Source organism: Candidatus Pantoea rara, assembly GCF_051136265.1.
Lineage (GTDB): Bacteria > Pseudomonadota > Gammaproteobacteria > Enterobacterales > Enterobacteriaceae > Pantoea > Pantoea rara.
Genome location: NZ_CP194942.1, coordinates 2257999 through 2271997 on the forward strand (window position 1 = coordinate 2257999; position 13999 = coordinate 2271997).

The window sequence follows — 13999 nt, forward strand, 5'->3', positions numbered from 1 at the left end:
CACGTCATAAACACAGCATCTCCTTCATAATTCGCCTGATTTTTCACCATGGTCTACGCTCAGTTCAGTTTCCTTTCCCCCGGAGGTACCGCATGAGCAGCAATGATTTAACCCGCTATATTGTGACCTTTCATTATCAGGAGTCGGGATTAAGTGACATCCTGGAGCTGACCAGCGCGATGACCGCCGCCGGTTTGAGTACCACGCTGACGGATGACGAGGGCCATCCTCATGAACTGGGTACGAACAGCTATGGCATTGTCAGCACGCTGGATGCGGAAAATCTGCGACAGCAGGTCACTGCGGCCGGTGAAAGCGCACTGGGTCAGAAACCTGAGGTGATGGTTACGACCTTTGAGGAGTATCTGCGCGACGTCGCCAATCATCGCCCCGCGACCTCCGCGCCAGAATAAGAGGTGCAATCGCGCGGGTTTTGGTGAATATTTAGGCATCACAATCTGACTTACGCAGCGAATAACGAGGATAGCCCTATGTGGTCAGCCATTAGTCGTCTGTTAAGCGAGCAGTTAGGCAACGCCGAAATCACTCAACGTCACGCCCTTGCAGGGGGTGATATCCACCCTACCTGGCATATCCGCTACGGTGACCACGACGTCTTCGTCAAAAGTAATAGCCGTGAAATGCTCTCGCTCTTTACCTGGGAAGCGGATCAGTTAGCGTTGCTGGCGCGCACCGGCACAGTTCGGGTGCCCAGAGTCTATGGTGTGGGTCATCATCGTGAAGAGAGCTTTCTGCTGCTGGAGTACATCCGGCCACAGCCGCTTGATGAGCAGAGCGCGTATCAGCTGGGTCAACAGCTGGCGCACCTCCACCAGTGGAGCGAGCAGACGCAGTTTGGCCTTGATTTCGACAACAACATCACTACTACGCCCCAGCCCAACAGCTGGCTGCGACGCTGGTCGGTGTTTTTTGCCGAACAGCGTATTGGCTGGCAATTGCAGCTGGCGGCGGAAAAAGGCATTCAGTATGGTGATACTGAACTGATTATTGCCTCCGTGCAGCGGGTGCTCGCGTCCCATCATCCGCAACCGTCGCTGCTGCATGGCGATCTCTGGCCAGCTAACTGCGCAAGCAGTGACAGTGGCCCGTGGCTGTTCGATCCTGCCTGCTACTGGGGCGACCGCGAGTGTGATTTAGCGATGCTGAGTTGGTACCCCGACCTGCCTCGTCAGATTTACGACGGCTATCAGTCGGTGTGGCCCTTGCCGGATGGGTTTTCGCAGCGCCTGCCTGTCTACCAGCTCTACTATTTGCTAAACCGCGCTAACGTGTTTGGCGGCCACTGGCCTGGCGATGCACAGTTCGCCATTGGCCAGTTGCTGGATGAAGATGCATTGGGCAACAGTCAGGCCAGACCGGCCTGACTGACTGACCGGGAGGGTGTGTCAGATAAAGCCCAACAGCGACAGCGCGAAATAACCGGCTATCGCAATCACTACCGGCAGCACATAGAGTGGGAAGATCTGCAGGAAAATGGTGTGGCGAGGAACGCGCACCTTCTCTTCCAGTTGCTGACGCGTGCGCCCTTCAGGGCCTTTTGCCTGCTCAAGAATCATCTGATCCTCGATGCCCTCTTTGACATGACGCGCCTGACGTCCCATCCGCGCGCCTGATGACTCCAGCGCCAGGCCGACAAAAATCAGAATATAGATCAGCCAGAAGCCCAGGTTCATCTGACCGTTAAATTCCGGTACCGGCGAGTTATGCCAGAAGACATTCAGGAACGGCGTGTTAAAACGCAGCATATCAACGATGACATGGACGAAATCGAGCATAACGGCGTCAATGCCTGGCTGCTTTTCGCTGTGCTTAAACATAAAGCTCAGAACAGAAATAATGGTCGACATCAGCGCCACTAAAAAGAGCACCCAGCCCGCCACTCGCTTAAGGATGGCGATACGGCCAGCCTGTTGATAGGTCATAATATCTCCTGAACCCGGAATCCAATTTGCCGTCAGTCTACCTGCCAAAGGTGAAATTTCCCAAATAAAGCGTGGCCGATCGGGCAGAGAGTGCGCCCGCAGAGAATGATGCTAAGGTAAAGCCGACTTTAAAAGGAGACTTCTGATGCCCTATCACCGCCCTGTCCTCGCCGCCCTGTTTGATATGGATGGCTTACTGATCGATTCTGAGCCGCTGTGGGATCAGGCTGAGCTGGATATCTTTTCAACGCTGGATGTTGACCTGTCACGTCGCAGTGAAATGCCCGATACCCTGGGTCTGCGCATCGACCAGACGGTGCGGATGTGGTACGAAATACTGCCGTGGCAAGGCCCCTCTCAACAGGAGGTCACCGAGCGTATCATCGCGCGTGCCATGACGCTGGTGGATCAGACACGGCCCCTGTTGCCGGGCGTCGAAACGGCACTGCAATTGTGCCGGGATCAGGGACTGAAAATTGGCCTTGCCTCGGCATCGCCTCTACGGATGCTGGAACAGGTACTGGAGATCTTCAATCTGCGCCACTATTTCGATGTTCTGTCTTCTGCAGAAGCGCTGCCCTACAGCAAACCCCATCCGCAGGTCTATCTCAACGCTGCCGAAAGCCTTGCGATTGATGCGCTCAACTGCATCACGCTGGAAGATTCGTTTAACGGCATGATCGCCACCAAAGCCGCGCGTATGCGATCGATCGTGGTGCCCGCCGCTGAGCACCGTGACGATCCGCGCTGGGCGCTGGCAGATGTCCGGCTGGACAATCTTATACAGCTCCGTCTGCAGCATCTGCAGGGATAATCAACAGCCCGCCTGGCGCGGGCTTTTTTTTGCCCTTTACCCCTCTCAGTTGATCCCACTCGCAATAAAATAAAACAACGTTTCATTTTTATTGAATTCCCATGCCGCTCTGCCTAAGATGCCCAAACCGTCCCCTTTCGGGGCATGAATAACCTGACCTGCAGAGAGGCCTGAGATGGACATTCGCCAAAGTATTCACAGCGATCATGCAAAACAACTCGACACTGACGCACTGCGTCGCGAGTTTCTGATTGAGAAGATTTTCACTGCCGACGATTACACCCTGACCTACAGCCATATCGACCGCATCATCATTGGCGGCGTCATGCCGGTGAACAAGCCGGTCACAATCGGTGATGAGATGGGAAAACAGCTGGGCGTCAGCTATTTCCTTGAACGACGTGAGCTGGGCATGATCAATATTGGCGGCCCGGGGCTGGTAGAAGTTGATGGGAAAGCGTGGGAAATCGGCCAGGAAGAGGCACTCTACATTGGCAAAGGTGCGCGCAACCTGCTGTTCCGCAGCCTGAATCCGTCTCAGCCCGCCAAATTTTATTACAACAGTGCGCCCGCACACAGCACCTTCCCGGACAAGAAAATTACGCTGCAGGAGGCTGCCACCGCAACGCTGGGTGATGCCGCGACCTCCAACCGCCGCACCATTAACAAATTCATCGTGCCGGACGTGCTGCCGACCTGCCAGCTCACCATGGGCTTAACCAAACTGGATGAAGGCAGCCTGTGGAACACCATGCCCTGCCACACCCACGAACGTCGCATGGAAGTCTACTTCTACTTCGATATGAGCGAAGAGAGCGCCGTCTTCCACATGATGGGGCAACCGCAGCAAACCCGCCATCTGCTGGTACACAACGAGCAGGCGGTGATATCGCCCAGCTGGTCTATTCATGCCGGTGTTGGCACCCAGCGTTACACCTTTATCTGGGGCATGGTGGGTGAAAATCAGGTCTTTGATGACATGGACCACGTCAAAATCAGCGAGCTTCGCTGAACAGAGGAGAAATACCATGGTACTGAACACGTTTAACCTGGAAGGTAAAGTGGCGCTGGTGACCGGCTGTAACACCGGTCTGGGGCAAGGTATGGCGCTGGGTCTGGCGCAGGCGGGCTGTGATATCGTCGGCGTTAACCGTGATGGCCCGGATGATACCCAGGGCAAAGTCGAGGCGCTGGGTCGCCGCTTCTGGCCGGTGCAGGCCGACCTGATGCAGACCAGTGTGGTGGCCTCTGTGGTTGAACAGGCGGTGGCGGTGGCAGGCAAAATTGACATTCTGGTCAACAATGCCGGCATTATCCGGCGTGAAGACGCACTGAATTTCAGCGAGCAGGACTGGGATGATGTGATGAACATCAACAGCAAGAGCCTGTTTTTCCTTTCGCAGCAGGTTGCCCGTCAGTTTATCGCGCAGGGTCGCGGCGGCAAGATTATCAATATCGCCTCCATGCTCTCTTTCCAGGGTGGAATCCGGGTGCCCTCTTATACCGCTTCAAAAAGTGCCGTAATGGGACTGACCCGTCTCATGGCGAACGAGTGGGCAAAGCATGGCATTAACGTCAATGCCATCGCACCCGGCTACATGGCGACCAACAATACCGAGCAGCTGAGAAATGATGAGTCCCGCAGCGAAGAAATCCTGTGCCGCATTCCGGCCGGACGCTGGGGCGTGCCTGATGACATGATGGGCCCGGTGGTCTTCCTTGCCTCTGCTGCTTCTGATTACGTTAATGGTTACACGCTGGCAGTCGATGGTGGGTGGCTGGCGCGTTAGTCTTTCGGGCGGACAGTGTTTCATCGCTGTCCGCCTTATTAATAATATTCATGCTTCGTTACAGCGTCACATGTTCTCATTTACTGGATAAATCCCTATACTGGATGCATCGACAGTTTCTTTGTAACCAGGTTCTATCATGACGGGCGAAGGCCACATCATTTTTGCCATTGCCAGCGCTATTTTTTCCAAGCGTGCTGAGCTGACACCTGTGCTGGCTCAGGCCGACTGGTGGCATCTTGTTCCCTCAGCACTGCTGACTTGTCTGCTACCCGATATCGATCACCCTAAATCTCTGCTGGGACAGCGACTCAGCTGGCTCTCTCATCCTATTGCACGCGCGTTCGGCCACCGGGGATTTACCCACAGTTTGCTGGCGATTGCCGCCGGATTGTGGCTTTTTCAGATTAACCTGCCTCAGTCGTCACCGATACCGGCCGATGTTCTTCAGGGGCTGACGCTGGGGTACCTTAGCCATATAGTGGCCGATATGCTGACGCCCGCCGGGGTTCCACTGCTGTGGCCCTGCCGCTGGCGCTTCCGCCTGCCGATTCTGCGCAGCCAGAAGGGCAATCAGCTGGAGCGGGCATTGTGTCTGGGACTGGTGGGCTATGCGCTGTGGTTTCCGGTGGGGATGCCATCTTTTGGTGCAAACGGCTGGCCATCCCAGCTGTTCGATACGCTACAAAATGGCGTTGGGCGATTGATTTCCAGTCATACTGCGCAATAAAAGCGCGAAAAAAGCCATTAAGTTATAAACCATGCCATTTGGATATAAGGCACCCTCTGCGCCTGCTGTTACCATTCATGCTGTCTTAATTCGTGATTAACATTATGCGGCCTTCCCGTGACGGAAGGCCGCATTACTCTGGAGTTTCAGCATGGACCTTCCTCTTACGCTTAATATCGTAGCCTTTGTGGTGCTGCTGGTATTACTCTCCCGCTTCAGCCGTCAGAACTGGAGCCTGTCGAAAAAAGTGCTGACCGGTCTGGTGATCGGCGTACTGTTCGGCCTGGCATTGCAGTTGATCTATGGCGAAAACAGCGCAGTGGTTAAAGAGTCGATCAGCTGGTTTAACATCGTCGGTAATGGCTATGTTCAATTGCTGCAGATGGTAGTCATGCCGCTGGTGTTCGTTTCCATTCTGAGTGCGGTCGCCCGTCTGCATAACGCCTCGTCGCTGGGAAAAATCAGCGTACTGACTATCGGTGTTCTGCTGTTTACCACCGCGATCTCGGCGCTGGTCGGCGTCTTCGTCACCGGCCTGTTTGGTCTGAGCGCGGAAGGTCTGGTGCAGGGCGTGCAGGAGACCGCACGTCTTAGTGCGATCCAGAGCAACTACGTCGGCAAAGTCGCTGACCTGACTGTGCCGCAGCTGGTGCTCTCCTTTATCCCGAAAAATCCGTTTGCCGATCTGACCGGAGCCAGTCCGACCTCGATCATCAGCGTCGTCATCTTTGCCGCTTTCCTGGGTGTGGCTGCGCTGCAGTTGCTGAAAGATGATGAAGTTAAAGGCCAGCGCGTGCTGGTAGCGATCGACACGCTGCAGTCCTGGGTGATGAAGCTGGTGCGTTTAGTCATGAAGCTCACGCCATATGGTGTGCTGGCGCTGATGACCAAAGTGGTTGCCGGTTCTAACCTGCAGGACATTATCAAGCTGGGCAGCTTTGTGGTCGCCTCTTACCTTGGCCTTGCCATCATGTTTGGTGTTCATGCCCTGCTGCTGTCGGTCAATGGTATCAACCCGATGCGCTTCTTCCGCAAAGTGTGGCCGGTAATCACTTTCGCCTTCACCAGTCGCTCAAGCGCAGCCAGCATCCCACTGAGCGTTGAGACCCAGACCCGACGTCTTGGCGTGCCTGAGTCGATTGCCAGCTTCGCGGCATCCTTTGGTGCCACAATCGGTCAGAACGGCTGTGCCGGTCTCTACCCGACCATGCTGGCCGTGATGGTTGCGCCAACGGTTGGGATCAACCCATTTGACCCGTTGTGGATTGCGACACTGGTCGGGATAGTCACGCTGAGCTCAGCAGGCGTTGCCGGTGTCGGCGGTGGTGCCACCTTTGCTGCACTGATTGTCCTGCCTGCGATGGGCTTGCCGGTGACCCTGGTGGCGCTGCTGATCTCGATTGAGCCGCTGATTGATATGGGGCGTACCGCACTGAACGTCAATGGTTCAATGACTGCAGGTTCCCTGACCAGCCGCTGGTTAGGAATGACCGATAAACGCGTACTGGAAAGTGACGACAACGCCGAGCTGGCGCACCGTTAATCTGCCTTAAACCTGGCGCGCCCGCGCCAGGTTTTTTTCTGTCTCTCTTCTCCACAATCTCCCCCATTGATGGCGATGCCGTTAAGAAAGCGTTAAGCATGGTAAACAGAGGAAAAATCCGCGCTTTAGTGCTTGTCTTTGCCCAATAAAAGGCGAATTCTGCACCCAGTCTTAGGAGGAGAACACCGGATGAAAAAGATAATCGCCTCGCTTCTGACCCTGACACTTCTGACACCTGCTCTGGCTTTCGCCCATCCTGGCGACTGGGGCCCGGGATGGGGCCGACATGGCGGACCCGGCCCTCACTGGGACCGGCCTGGGCCGATGCGCTTTTTGCCTGAGGCCGCTACTGCGGTACTGATAGGCGGCCTGACTTACTACCTGCTAAACGGCAGTTATTATCAGCGGCACGGTGAGGAGTATGTCATGGTAGAGCCGCCTGCAGAGTCGCGGGTCAGCAGTGAAATGCGGGTACTCGACTTTAACGGCAAACGCTTCTATGTGCAGGCGGGTCACTTCTACCAGCGGCAGATAGACGGCAATTATGTTGAGGTGCCACGCCCGGCAGGATTGTAGTCAGCGCCACAACGAAAAACGGCCCGTCATCATGACGGGCCGTTTGCTATTCAGGGTGGCGATTACTGCTGCTGAACCTGCGGATCGGTGTCATATTCCGCACAGCTCTGGAAGCCGTAGTTCATCACACGGCCGGTGTCGTTGTAGCTCACGAAGTAAGTCTGAGCTTTACCATCGCGCTGACCCAGAACATAAGTCTGGCAGGTGCCGCGCGCGTGAACCATAGTGATTTCAGTAGAAGGCGTACCGGCGATCTGACGAACCTGATCACGGGTCATACCCTTTTTAACATCCTTTACCACTGGCTTAGTCACGTAGCTTTCCGCACGATCATAAGTCGTACAACCAGACAGTGCAGCCAGCGTCAGCGCCGCAGCGATACATCCCATCACTTTATTCATCTTGTTGTTCCTCATTGATTGTCCATGTGGAAACAAGCCTGGAACATAAATGCTGATTTATCAAGTTTATGAGGAACAATTAGTGGCAAGGCAAATGTCAGCATTTCGTAAAGATGGCTGTTTTACTGTCAGCGCCGCCGTATACTTCCTGCCGAAGCAGGCTACGAAAGCGAGACGATTTCAGCTATCTCCACTCTATCGGCACAGGTGCAGATAAGTGTGGCGGTCACGTTGCCTGCCCCTGTTCTCTTGCCCGCTTTCTGTTCATCCCATCGCTGACTATCCCGAGGAACAATGACCCCTGCTCACTCCAACCGCCTGGTTTATGCCATTACGCTGGGCCTGCTGGCCGCACTTGGCCCGCTCTGCATCGACCTCTATCTGCCTGCTCTGCCGCAGATGGCGCAGGATCTACACACCGAAACCGCGACCGCGCAGCTGAGTCTGACCGCCGGTCTGCTGGGTCTGGGCTTTGGCCAGCTGCTGTTTGGCCCGATGAGCGATAAGTCTGGCCGACTGCGCCCGCTGACTCTGTCACTGGTGTTACTGTTTATCGCGTCGATGGGTTGTGCGCTGGCGCAGGATATCCACCAGCTGCTGGTGGCAAGGCTGTTTGAAGGGTTAGCCGGTGCGGGCGGCGCAGTACTGTCACGGGCGATTGCACGCGATATGTACAGCGGCCATGAGCTGACACGTTTCTTCGCACTGCTGATGCTGGTCAACGGTCTGGCACCGATTGGCGCGCCGGTACTGGGCGGCGTGCTGATGACGATAGTCGACTGGCGCGGCATCTTCATGGTGCTGGGCGGCATTGCTATTCTGCTGATCCTGCTGGCGCGCTGGAAGCTGCATGAAACCCTGCCCGAAGAACGCCGCAGCAAGGGATCCCTGTTTTCCGCTTACGCGGCCCTTGGCCAGGTGGTTACCCATCGCCCCTTTATGGGCTTCTGTCTGACCCAGGGCTTTATGATGTCCGGCATGTTCGCCTATATCGGCGCCTCGCCGTTCGTGCTGCAACAACTCTATGGCCTGTCGCCCCAGGCCTTTAGCTTCTGCTTTGCGGCCAACGGGTTTGGCCTGATCATTGCTTCGCAGACCAGCGCCCGCCTCTGTCCGTTGTGGGGCGAATATCGGGTGCTGAAAGGCGGATTGACGCTGGCGTTTGTTGCCTCCAGCCTGCTGCTGCTGGCCGCGCTGCTTCACGCACCGTTAGCGCTGCTGCTGGTGGCGTTGTTCTTTACCATCGCCAGCAATGGGGTCATCGCTACCACCGCCTCATCGCTGGCGATGCAGAGTCAGGGCCATCGCGCAGGCAGCGCCTCGGCGATCATTGGCGTCACCATGTTCACGCTGGGTGCGATTACTGTGCCAGTCACCGGCATTGGCGGCACCTCGGTACTCAGCATGTGTGCCACCATTTTTGGCTGCTTTATGATGGCGATTATGATGTTTAACGTGCTGGCGAAAAAACCGCTACCGCAGTTATAAACTCACTGATTTCGCAACCTTTAGCCGCAATCAGTTGCCGCTTAAGCTTGTTGTTTTCACGAAGGCACGTTAGCTTTACTAACACGTTCGCATTGAGCCGACTGGCCACTGACCTGAGGAGAAGTTCATGTCACTGCAGCAGGAAATTATTGAAGCACTGGGTGTCAAGCCCGCTATCGACGCCGATCAGGAAGTGCGCGTCAGCGTCGATTTTCTTAAAGCCTATCTGAAACGTCACAGCGGACTGAAAACGCTGGTGCTGGGGATTAGCGGCGGTCAGGATTCAACCCTGGCGGGCAAGCTGGCGCAAACGGCGATCAGCGAACTGCGTCAGGAGAGCGGCGATAACGACTACACCTTTATTGCTGTACGTCTGCCATATGGTGTGCAGGCAGATGAGCAGGATTGTCAGGATGCACTGGCCTTTATCAAACCCGACCGTTCCCTGGCGGTGAACATTAAAGAGTCCGTGCTGGCCAGTGAACGCGCGCTGCAGGAGGCGGGTATTACCCTGTCCGATTTCGTGCGCGGCAATGAAAAAGCGCGCGAGCGCATGAAAGCGCAATACAGCATCGCCGGTATGACCAAAGGGGTGGTAGTCGGCACCGACCACGCCGCTGAAGCGGTCACCGGATTCTTCACCAAATATGGCGATGGCGGTACTGACATTAACCCCCTTTTCCGCCTGAACAAGCGTCAGGGTAAACAGCTGCTGAAGCATCTTGGCTGCCCGGAACATCTCTATCTGAAGAAACCGACTGCCGATCTGGAAGATGATCGTCCAGGCCTGCAGGATGAAGTGGCGCTGGGCGTCACCTACGAGATGATTGATGACTACCTGGAAGGCAAAAGCATCAATCCTGACAGCGCCCGCATCATCGAAGGCTGGTACCTGAAAACTGAGCACAAACGTCGCCCGCCGATCACGGTATTCGACGACTTCTGGAAGTAATCCTGCGCCTCCTTTGCCCTGGCAAGGGAGGCTTCACTCATTCATTTTGTTGATCGCTGCATGCCTGCCACCGTTTCGCGCGCCACCCTCATCGGGCTTATCGCCATTCTGCTCTGGAGCACCACTGTGGGTCTGCTGCGCAGCGTCAGTGAAGCCTTTGGCGCCACCGGCGGCGCGGCGCTGATCTACACCACCACGGCGATCCTGCTTTGCCTGACCCGAGGGCTGCCCAGACCTGGCGCGCTGCCCGCCCTCTACCTGTGGCTGGGCGGTGCGCTTTTTGTCGGTTATGAAATCTGTCTGGCGCTGGCTATCGGGCTGGCCAGCGATCGCAGCCAGTCGCTGGAGCTGGGGATGATTAACTATCTCTGGCCCTGCCTGACCATCGTCCTGGCCATTCCGTTTAATCAGCAGCGCTTCCGCATCTGGCTCTGGCCCGGGCTGCTGCTGTCGCTCCTGGGGATCATCTGGGTGATGAAAGGCAGCAGCAGCTCGCCCGCGCTGCTGTGGCAGAATATGCTGCGCAACCCTGTTGCCTATGCACTCGCCTTTATTGCCGCCCTGACCTGGGCGGTCTACAACAACCTTACCCGCCGTTTTGCCCGGGGTTCGAACGGCGTTACGCTGTTTTTTATCCTGACCGCGCTGGCGCTGTGGCTGAAATATGCCTTCGGCGATCGTTCTGTGCCGCTAACGTTCGATCTGGTGCCGATGATGGAGGTACTGTTTGTCGGCCTCTCAACTGCTATCGCCTATTCCGCCTGGAATCATGGGATTCAGCAGGGCAATCTGACGCTGCTGGTCACCGCTTCCTATTTCACGCCAGTGCTGTCGGCCCTGCTGGGATCGCTGTGGCTCGGCCTGACACCACCGCTTGCCTTCTGGCAGGGTGTGGCGATGATCACCCTGGGGTCGCTGATCTGCTGGCTGGCGACACGACGACTGTAATCAGACGGCTGGCGATCATTTCACCTGCCTGTTATGCTGTATGGACAACCAGTAAGTGGAGTCCATTTTGGCCAGACGTGCTGCCATTCTTCGCCCCGAACCCGACGCGAATACAATTTATCAATATCCCGAACACCTGCGTGAATGGCTGGAAGGCCTGCCGAATCATCCTGGCGTCTATACCTTTCATGGCGAAAGTGAGTCACTGCCGCTTTACATCGGTAAAAGTGTCAATCTGCGTTCGCGGGTGATGTCCCATTTCCGCACCCCGGACGAGGCGAAAATGCTGCGCCAGTCACGGCGCGTCAGCTGGATCCCTACCGCAGGCGATCTCGGTGCGCTGCTGCTGGAAGCGCAGATGATCAAAACCCAGCAGCCGCTGTTCAACAAGCGACTGCGCAAAAACCGCCAGCTCTGTTCGCTACAGATTACCGACGGCAAACCGACGGTGGTTTACGCAAAAGATCTCGATTTCAGCCAGTCACCCAACCTCTTTGGGCTCTATCGCAGTCGCTTTGCAGCGCTGGAACGGCTCAAGCAACTGGCGGATGAGTATCAGCTCTGTCATGGGCTACTGGGTCTGGAAGCGCTGAGTGCGGGACGCGGCTGCTTCCGTTCGGCTCTGCGCCGCTGTGCCGGAGCCTGCTGCGGTAAAGAGCCGGTCAGCGATCATCAGGATCGACTGCTGGAAGCGCTGGAAAATGTGCGGGTTTTCTGCTGGCCGTGGCAGGGTGCCGTAGGTCTGGTGGAGGAAGGCAAAGAGATGACGCAAATCCATGTCATCGACCACTGGTTCTATCTCGGTTCGGTCAGCAGCATGGATGAGGCCAGAAAATTGCAGCGGCCCAAAGGGGGTTTTGATCACGACGGCTACAAAATCCTCTGCCGCCCGATTCTGTCGGGTGTCTACCCTATTCTCCCCCTATAAAAAAACCGCCGACGCTGCCCACTCACTTTCAGTGGACAGCGTCGGCGGTCTCAGACCGTTCGCTTAACGAATGTTATTCAGCGGGTTCTGCTGGCGGTGCCATCTTACCCTCGTGCGGGCCTTTCTCAGTCAGACGCTTTTCAAAGTTCGCGTTGTACTGTTTCTTCTGCTCCGGCGTCAGCACGTTATAAAGCTTGTTCTGGGTTTCCAGCATCTTCAGCGCATGCTCTTTCGCATTGGCGGACATCTTCTCTGCCTGCGCCTCGGCTTTGCTCTGGTCAAAGCTATCAGACGCAATAATGCTGTGAGCCGCACGGCGCTCGTCCAGTGACGGACGTTTCATATCTTTATGGCTCTCTTTCATGATGTCGCGCATCTGGGTTTTCTGCGCTTCGGTCAGGTTCAGACCTTTAAACATCATATCCATGCCGTGGCGCATTGGCGGTTTGTGCATCGCCTTTTCGCTGCCCGCTGGCGGTGGGGTCAGGTTATCTGCTGCTGCATGGACGGCGCTGGCTGCACCAAACGCCAGCGAAGAAGCCAGTAAAAGGGAAGTCAGTTTGCGCATAATAGTGTCCTTATAATTCATGATAATGACGACAGCACTCTGTCGCGTCTTCGGAAACAAGCATACGACGCTGAACGTCAACTACTCAGAGCCTGAGTAAAGCCGTGAAAGCATAAAAGATAAAAAACGGGCAATCATGAAGAGAATAAGAAGAAAGGCGTGAGGAATTGAAAAAGTTTATGAATTTAAAGCGAATCTGGCAGAAATCATGGAGGATTGTAAGGGTTACGGCAGGAAAGCGGAAGGCGATCTCCCGCTTTTCCTGTCGATTTTTTAGCGCCGATGGCCTGCGCCCGTATATGCAGGCATCAGACCGGAAGCGCCTGGGTCTGTTCACCCTCTTCAATCAGCATCAGTCCGGCACGCAGCCCGGCGGCCACGTTGGGGTTGGGGAACAGCACATATTCCCGCGCCTGCTGCACGTAATAACGCGTATCGCCATCCTCCGCCAGCAACGTTCCCTGCGGGAACGCGGTAAAGTTCAGCGTTTCCGGCGACATATGGAGCGTAAAGTGCTCACTCAGTCGGGTGATCTGCTGCACAACCCGATAGTGGCGCGGTTTCACCGTCGCGGCAGGCATCGTTTCGCCATAGAGTAATGACGCCAGCGCCTGCTGTGCTGCGCTGAACTGACTGAGATCGTTCTCGCCAAATGGCAGCGCTTTGCCCAGTTCAAGGGTACAGCTGGCCGCACCGAAGTGCTCGCAGCTGAAATGCGTGAAGGTGCCGCCCGGCGAGCGATGAAACACCAGTGCTTCCAGCCCCGCAGCGGCCAGCCACTCCAGAAACGCAGGCGGCCAGGGGCGCTCGTTCTGCGGCATCACGCCGAACTGAGGATGATACGAACCGCGAATGGCGGTATGCATGTCGAGATGCCAGCGCGTCTCATCGCACTCGCCCAGCTGCCAGAAGGTTTCCAGCGCCTGCTCCAGCCGCAGCACGCGGCGGGCCTCATCACCATCATCAATCTGCTGCCAGCGTCCGCCAAAAAGCCGGTTAATGTCATAACGTACATAGCGCTTACCGGCACGCAGCGCTGAGGGATTACCCAGAATCACCAGCATGCGCTGCTGTAACGGCTTCTCACCCCGTAACAGCGGATTAATCAGCTGGTTCACAATCTCTACCGGGGCCGTTTCATTGCCGTGGATCCCGGCAGAAAGCACCAGCGCCTGTTTAACCGGCACCGTCGGCTCCATCAACAGTATGCCGTGATACAACCACTGCCAGCGAAGATGCGCCGTTTCACCACTACGCTTACGCGGCACCTCGCCGGAAAGCGTTTGCTGTAAAAAGTCCTGCATCATTCCTCCTTTGC

General features: G+C 56.1%; 16 protein-coding genes. 12 read left to right on the forward strand and 4 right to left on the reverse strand.

The annotated features are described in order from the left end of the window. Nucleotides 1-92 precede the first annotated feature (92 nt). Nucleotides 93-413 (forward strand): type V toxin-antitoxin system endoribonuclease antitoxin GhoS, encoded by a 321-nt coding sequence (ghoS, locus tag ACR8BF_RS10650; RefSeq protein ID WP_434744917.1) that lies wholly within the window; start codon nt 93-95, stop codon nt 411-413. A 78-nt stretch (nt 414-491) separates the two neighbouring features. After that, complete coding sequence (locus tag ACR8BF_RS10655) at nt 492-1385, forward strand: fructosamine kinase family protein (RefSeq protein ID WP_179895904.1); 894 nt, start codon at nt 492-494, stop codon at nt 1383-1385. A 21-nt stretch (nt 1386-1406) separates the two neighbouring features. On the opposite strand, the gene ACR8BF_RS10660 is transcribed toward ACR8BF_RS10655, so the two are convergent. Further along, complete coding sequence (locus ACR8BF_RS10660; RefSeq protein WP_003848337.1) at nt 1407-1943, reverse strand: YniB family protein; 537 nt, start codon at nt 1941-1943, stop codon at nt 1407-1409. Nucleotides 1944-2088: 145 nt separating this feature from the next. Between ACR8BF_RS10660 and hxpB the strand changes: the two genes are divergently transcribed. The 6 genes from hxpB (at nt 2089) to ACR8BF_RS10690 (ending at nt 7396) form a co-directional block, all read left to right on the forward strand. Beyond that, nucleotides 2089-2757: a hexitol phosphatase HxpB gene (gene hxpB / locus ACR8BF_RS10665; protein ID WP_434744918.1), complete on the forward strand. Its 669-nt coding sequence runs from the start codon at nt 2089-2091 to the stop codon at nt 2755-2757. Between the two features lie 175 nt (nt 2758-2932). Next, nucleotides 2933-3769, forward strand: a complete 837-nt coding sequence (gene kduI / locus ACR8BF_RS10670; RefSeq protein ID WP_179895906.1) for a 5-dehydro-4-deoxy-D-glucuronate isomerase — start codon at nt 2933-2935, stop codon at nt 3767-3769. 16 nt (nt 3770-3785) lie between these two features. Then, nucleotides 3786-4547: a 2-dehydro-3-deoxy-D-gluconate 5-dehydrogenase KduD gene (kduD, locus tag ACR8BF_RS10675; RefSeq protein ID WP_434744919.1), complete on the forward strand. Its 762-nt coding sequence runs from the start codon at nt 3786-3788 to the stop codon at nt 4545-4547. Between the two features lie 139 nt (nt 4548-4686). Next, a complete protein-coding gene (locus tag ACR8BF_RS10680; RefSeq protein WP_179895908.1) occupies nt 4687-5277 on the forward strand; it encodes a metal-dependent hydrolase in 591 nt (196 codons plus the stop codon). Nucleotides 5278-5428: 151 nt separating this feature from the next. Beyond that, nucleotides 5429-6820, forward strand: coding sequence for an L-cystine transporter (locus ACR8BF_RS10685; protein WP_292992863.1), 1392 nt, complete (start codon nt 5429-5431; stop codon nt 6818-6820). A gap of 189 nt (nt 6821-7009) precedes the next feature. After that, nucleotides 7010-7396: a DUF6515 family protein gene (locus ACR8BF_RS10690; RefSeq protein WP_434744920.1), complete on the forward strand. Its 387-nt coding sequence runs from the start codon at nt 7010-7012 to the stop codon at nt 7394-7396. Nucleotides 7397-7458: 62 nt separating this feature from the next. Here ACR8BF_RS10690 and osmE read toward each other — a convergent pair whose 3' ends face one another. Beyond that, nucleotides 7459-7797, reverse strand: coding sequence for an osmotically-inducible lipoprotein OsmE (gene osmE / locus ACR8BF_RS10695; RefSeq protein ID WP_179895911.1), 339 nt, complete (start codon nt 7795-7797; stop codon nt 7459-7461). A 294-nt stretch (nt 7798-8091) separates the two neighbouring features. Here osmE and ACR8BF_RS10700 point away from each other — a divergent pair, with 294 nt between their 5' ends. From ACR8BF_RS10700 to cho, 4 genes are all read left to right on the forward strand, one after another. Next, nucleotides 8092-9285 (forward strand): multidrug effflux MFS transporter, encoded by a 1194-nt coding sequence (locus tag ACR8BF_RS10700; RefSeq protein ID WP_434744921.1) that lies wholly within the window; start codon nt 8092-8094, stop codon nt 9283-9285. 127 nt (nt 9286-9412) lie between these two features. Continuing rightward, nucleotides 9413-10237 (forward strand): ammonia-dependent NAD(+) synthetase, encoded by an 825-nt coding sequence (nadE, locus tag ACR8BF_RS10705; RefSeq protein ID WP_179895913.1) that lies wholly within the window; start codon nt 9413-9415, stop codon nt 10235-10237. A 60-nt stretch (nt 10238-10297) separates the two neighbouring features. Then, nucleotides 10298-11185 (forward strand): aromatic amino acid DMT transporter YddG, encoded by an 888-nt coding sequence (yddG, locus tag ACR8BF_RS10710; protein ID WP_434744922.1) that lies wholly within the window; start codon nt 10298-10300, stop codon nt 11183-11185. A gap of 67 nt (nt 11186-11252) precedes the next feature. Next, nucleotides 11253-12113 carry an excinuclease Cho gene (gene cho / locus ACR8BF_RS10715; RefSeq protein ID WP_314983749.1) on the forward strand — a complete coding sequence of 287 codons (861 nt, stop codon included), beginning with the start codon at nt 11253-11255 and terminating at the stop codon, nt 12111-12113. 73 nt (nt 12114-12186) lie between these two features. Here the strand turns inward: cho and spy are convergent, their stop codons facing one another. Together spy and astE are read right to left on the reverse strand one after the other, a co-directional pair. Continuing rightward, complete coding sequence (gene spy / locus ACR8BF_RS10720) at nt 12187-12681, reverse strand: ATP-independent periplasmic protein-refolding chaperone Spy (RefSeq protein WP_292992874.1); 495 nt, start codon at nt 12679-12681, stop codon at nt 12187-12189. 308 nt (nt 12682-12989) lie between these two features. Beyond that, nucleotides 12990-13985 carry a succinylglutamate desuccinylase gene (gene astE / locus ACR8BF_RS10725; RefSeq protein ID WP_434745934.1) on the reverse strand — a complete coding sequence of 332 codons (996 nt, stop codon included), beginning with the start codon at nt 13983-13985 and terminating at the stop codon, nt 12990-12992. Between the last annotated feature and the right edge of the window lie 14 nt (nt 13986-13999).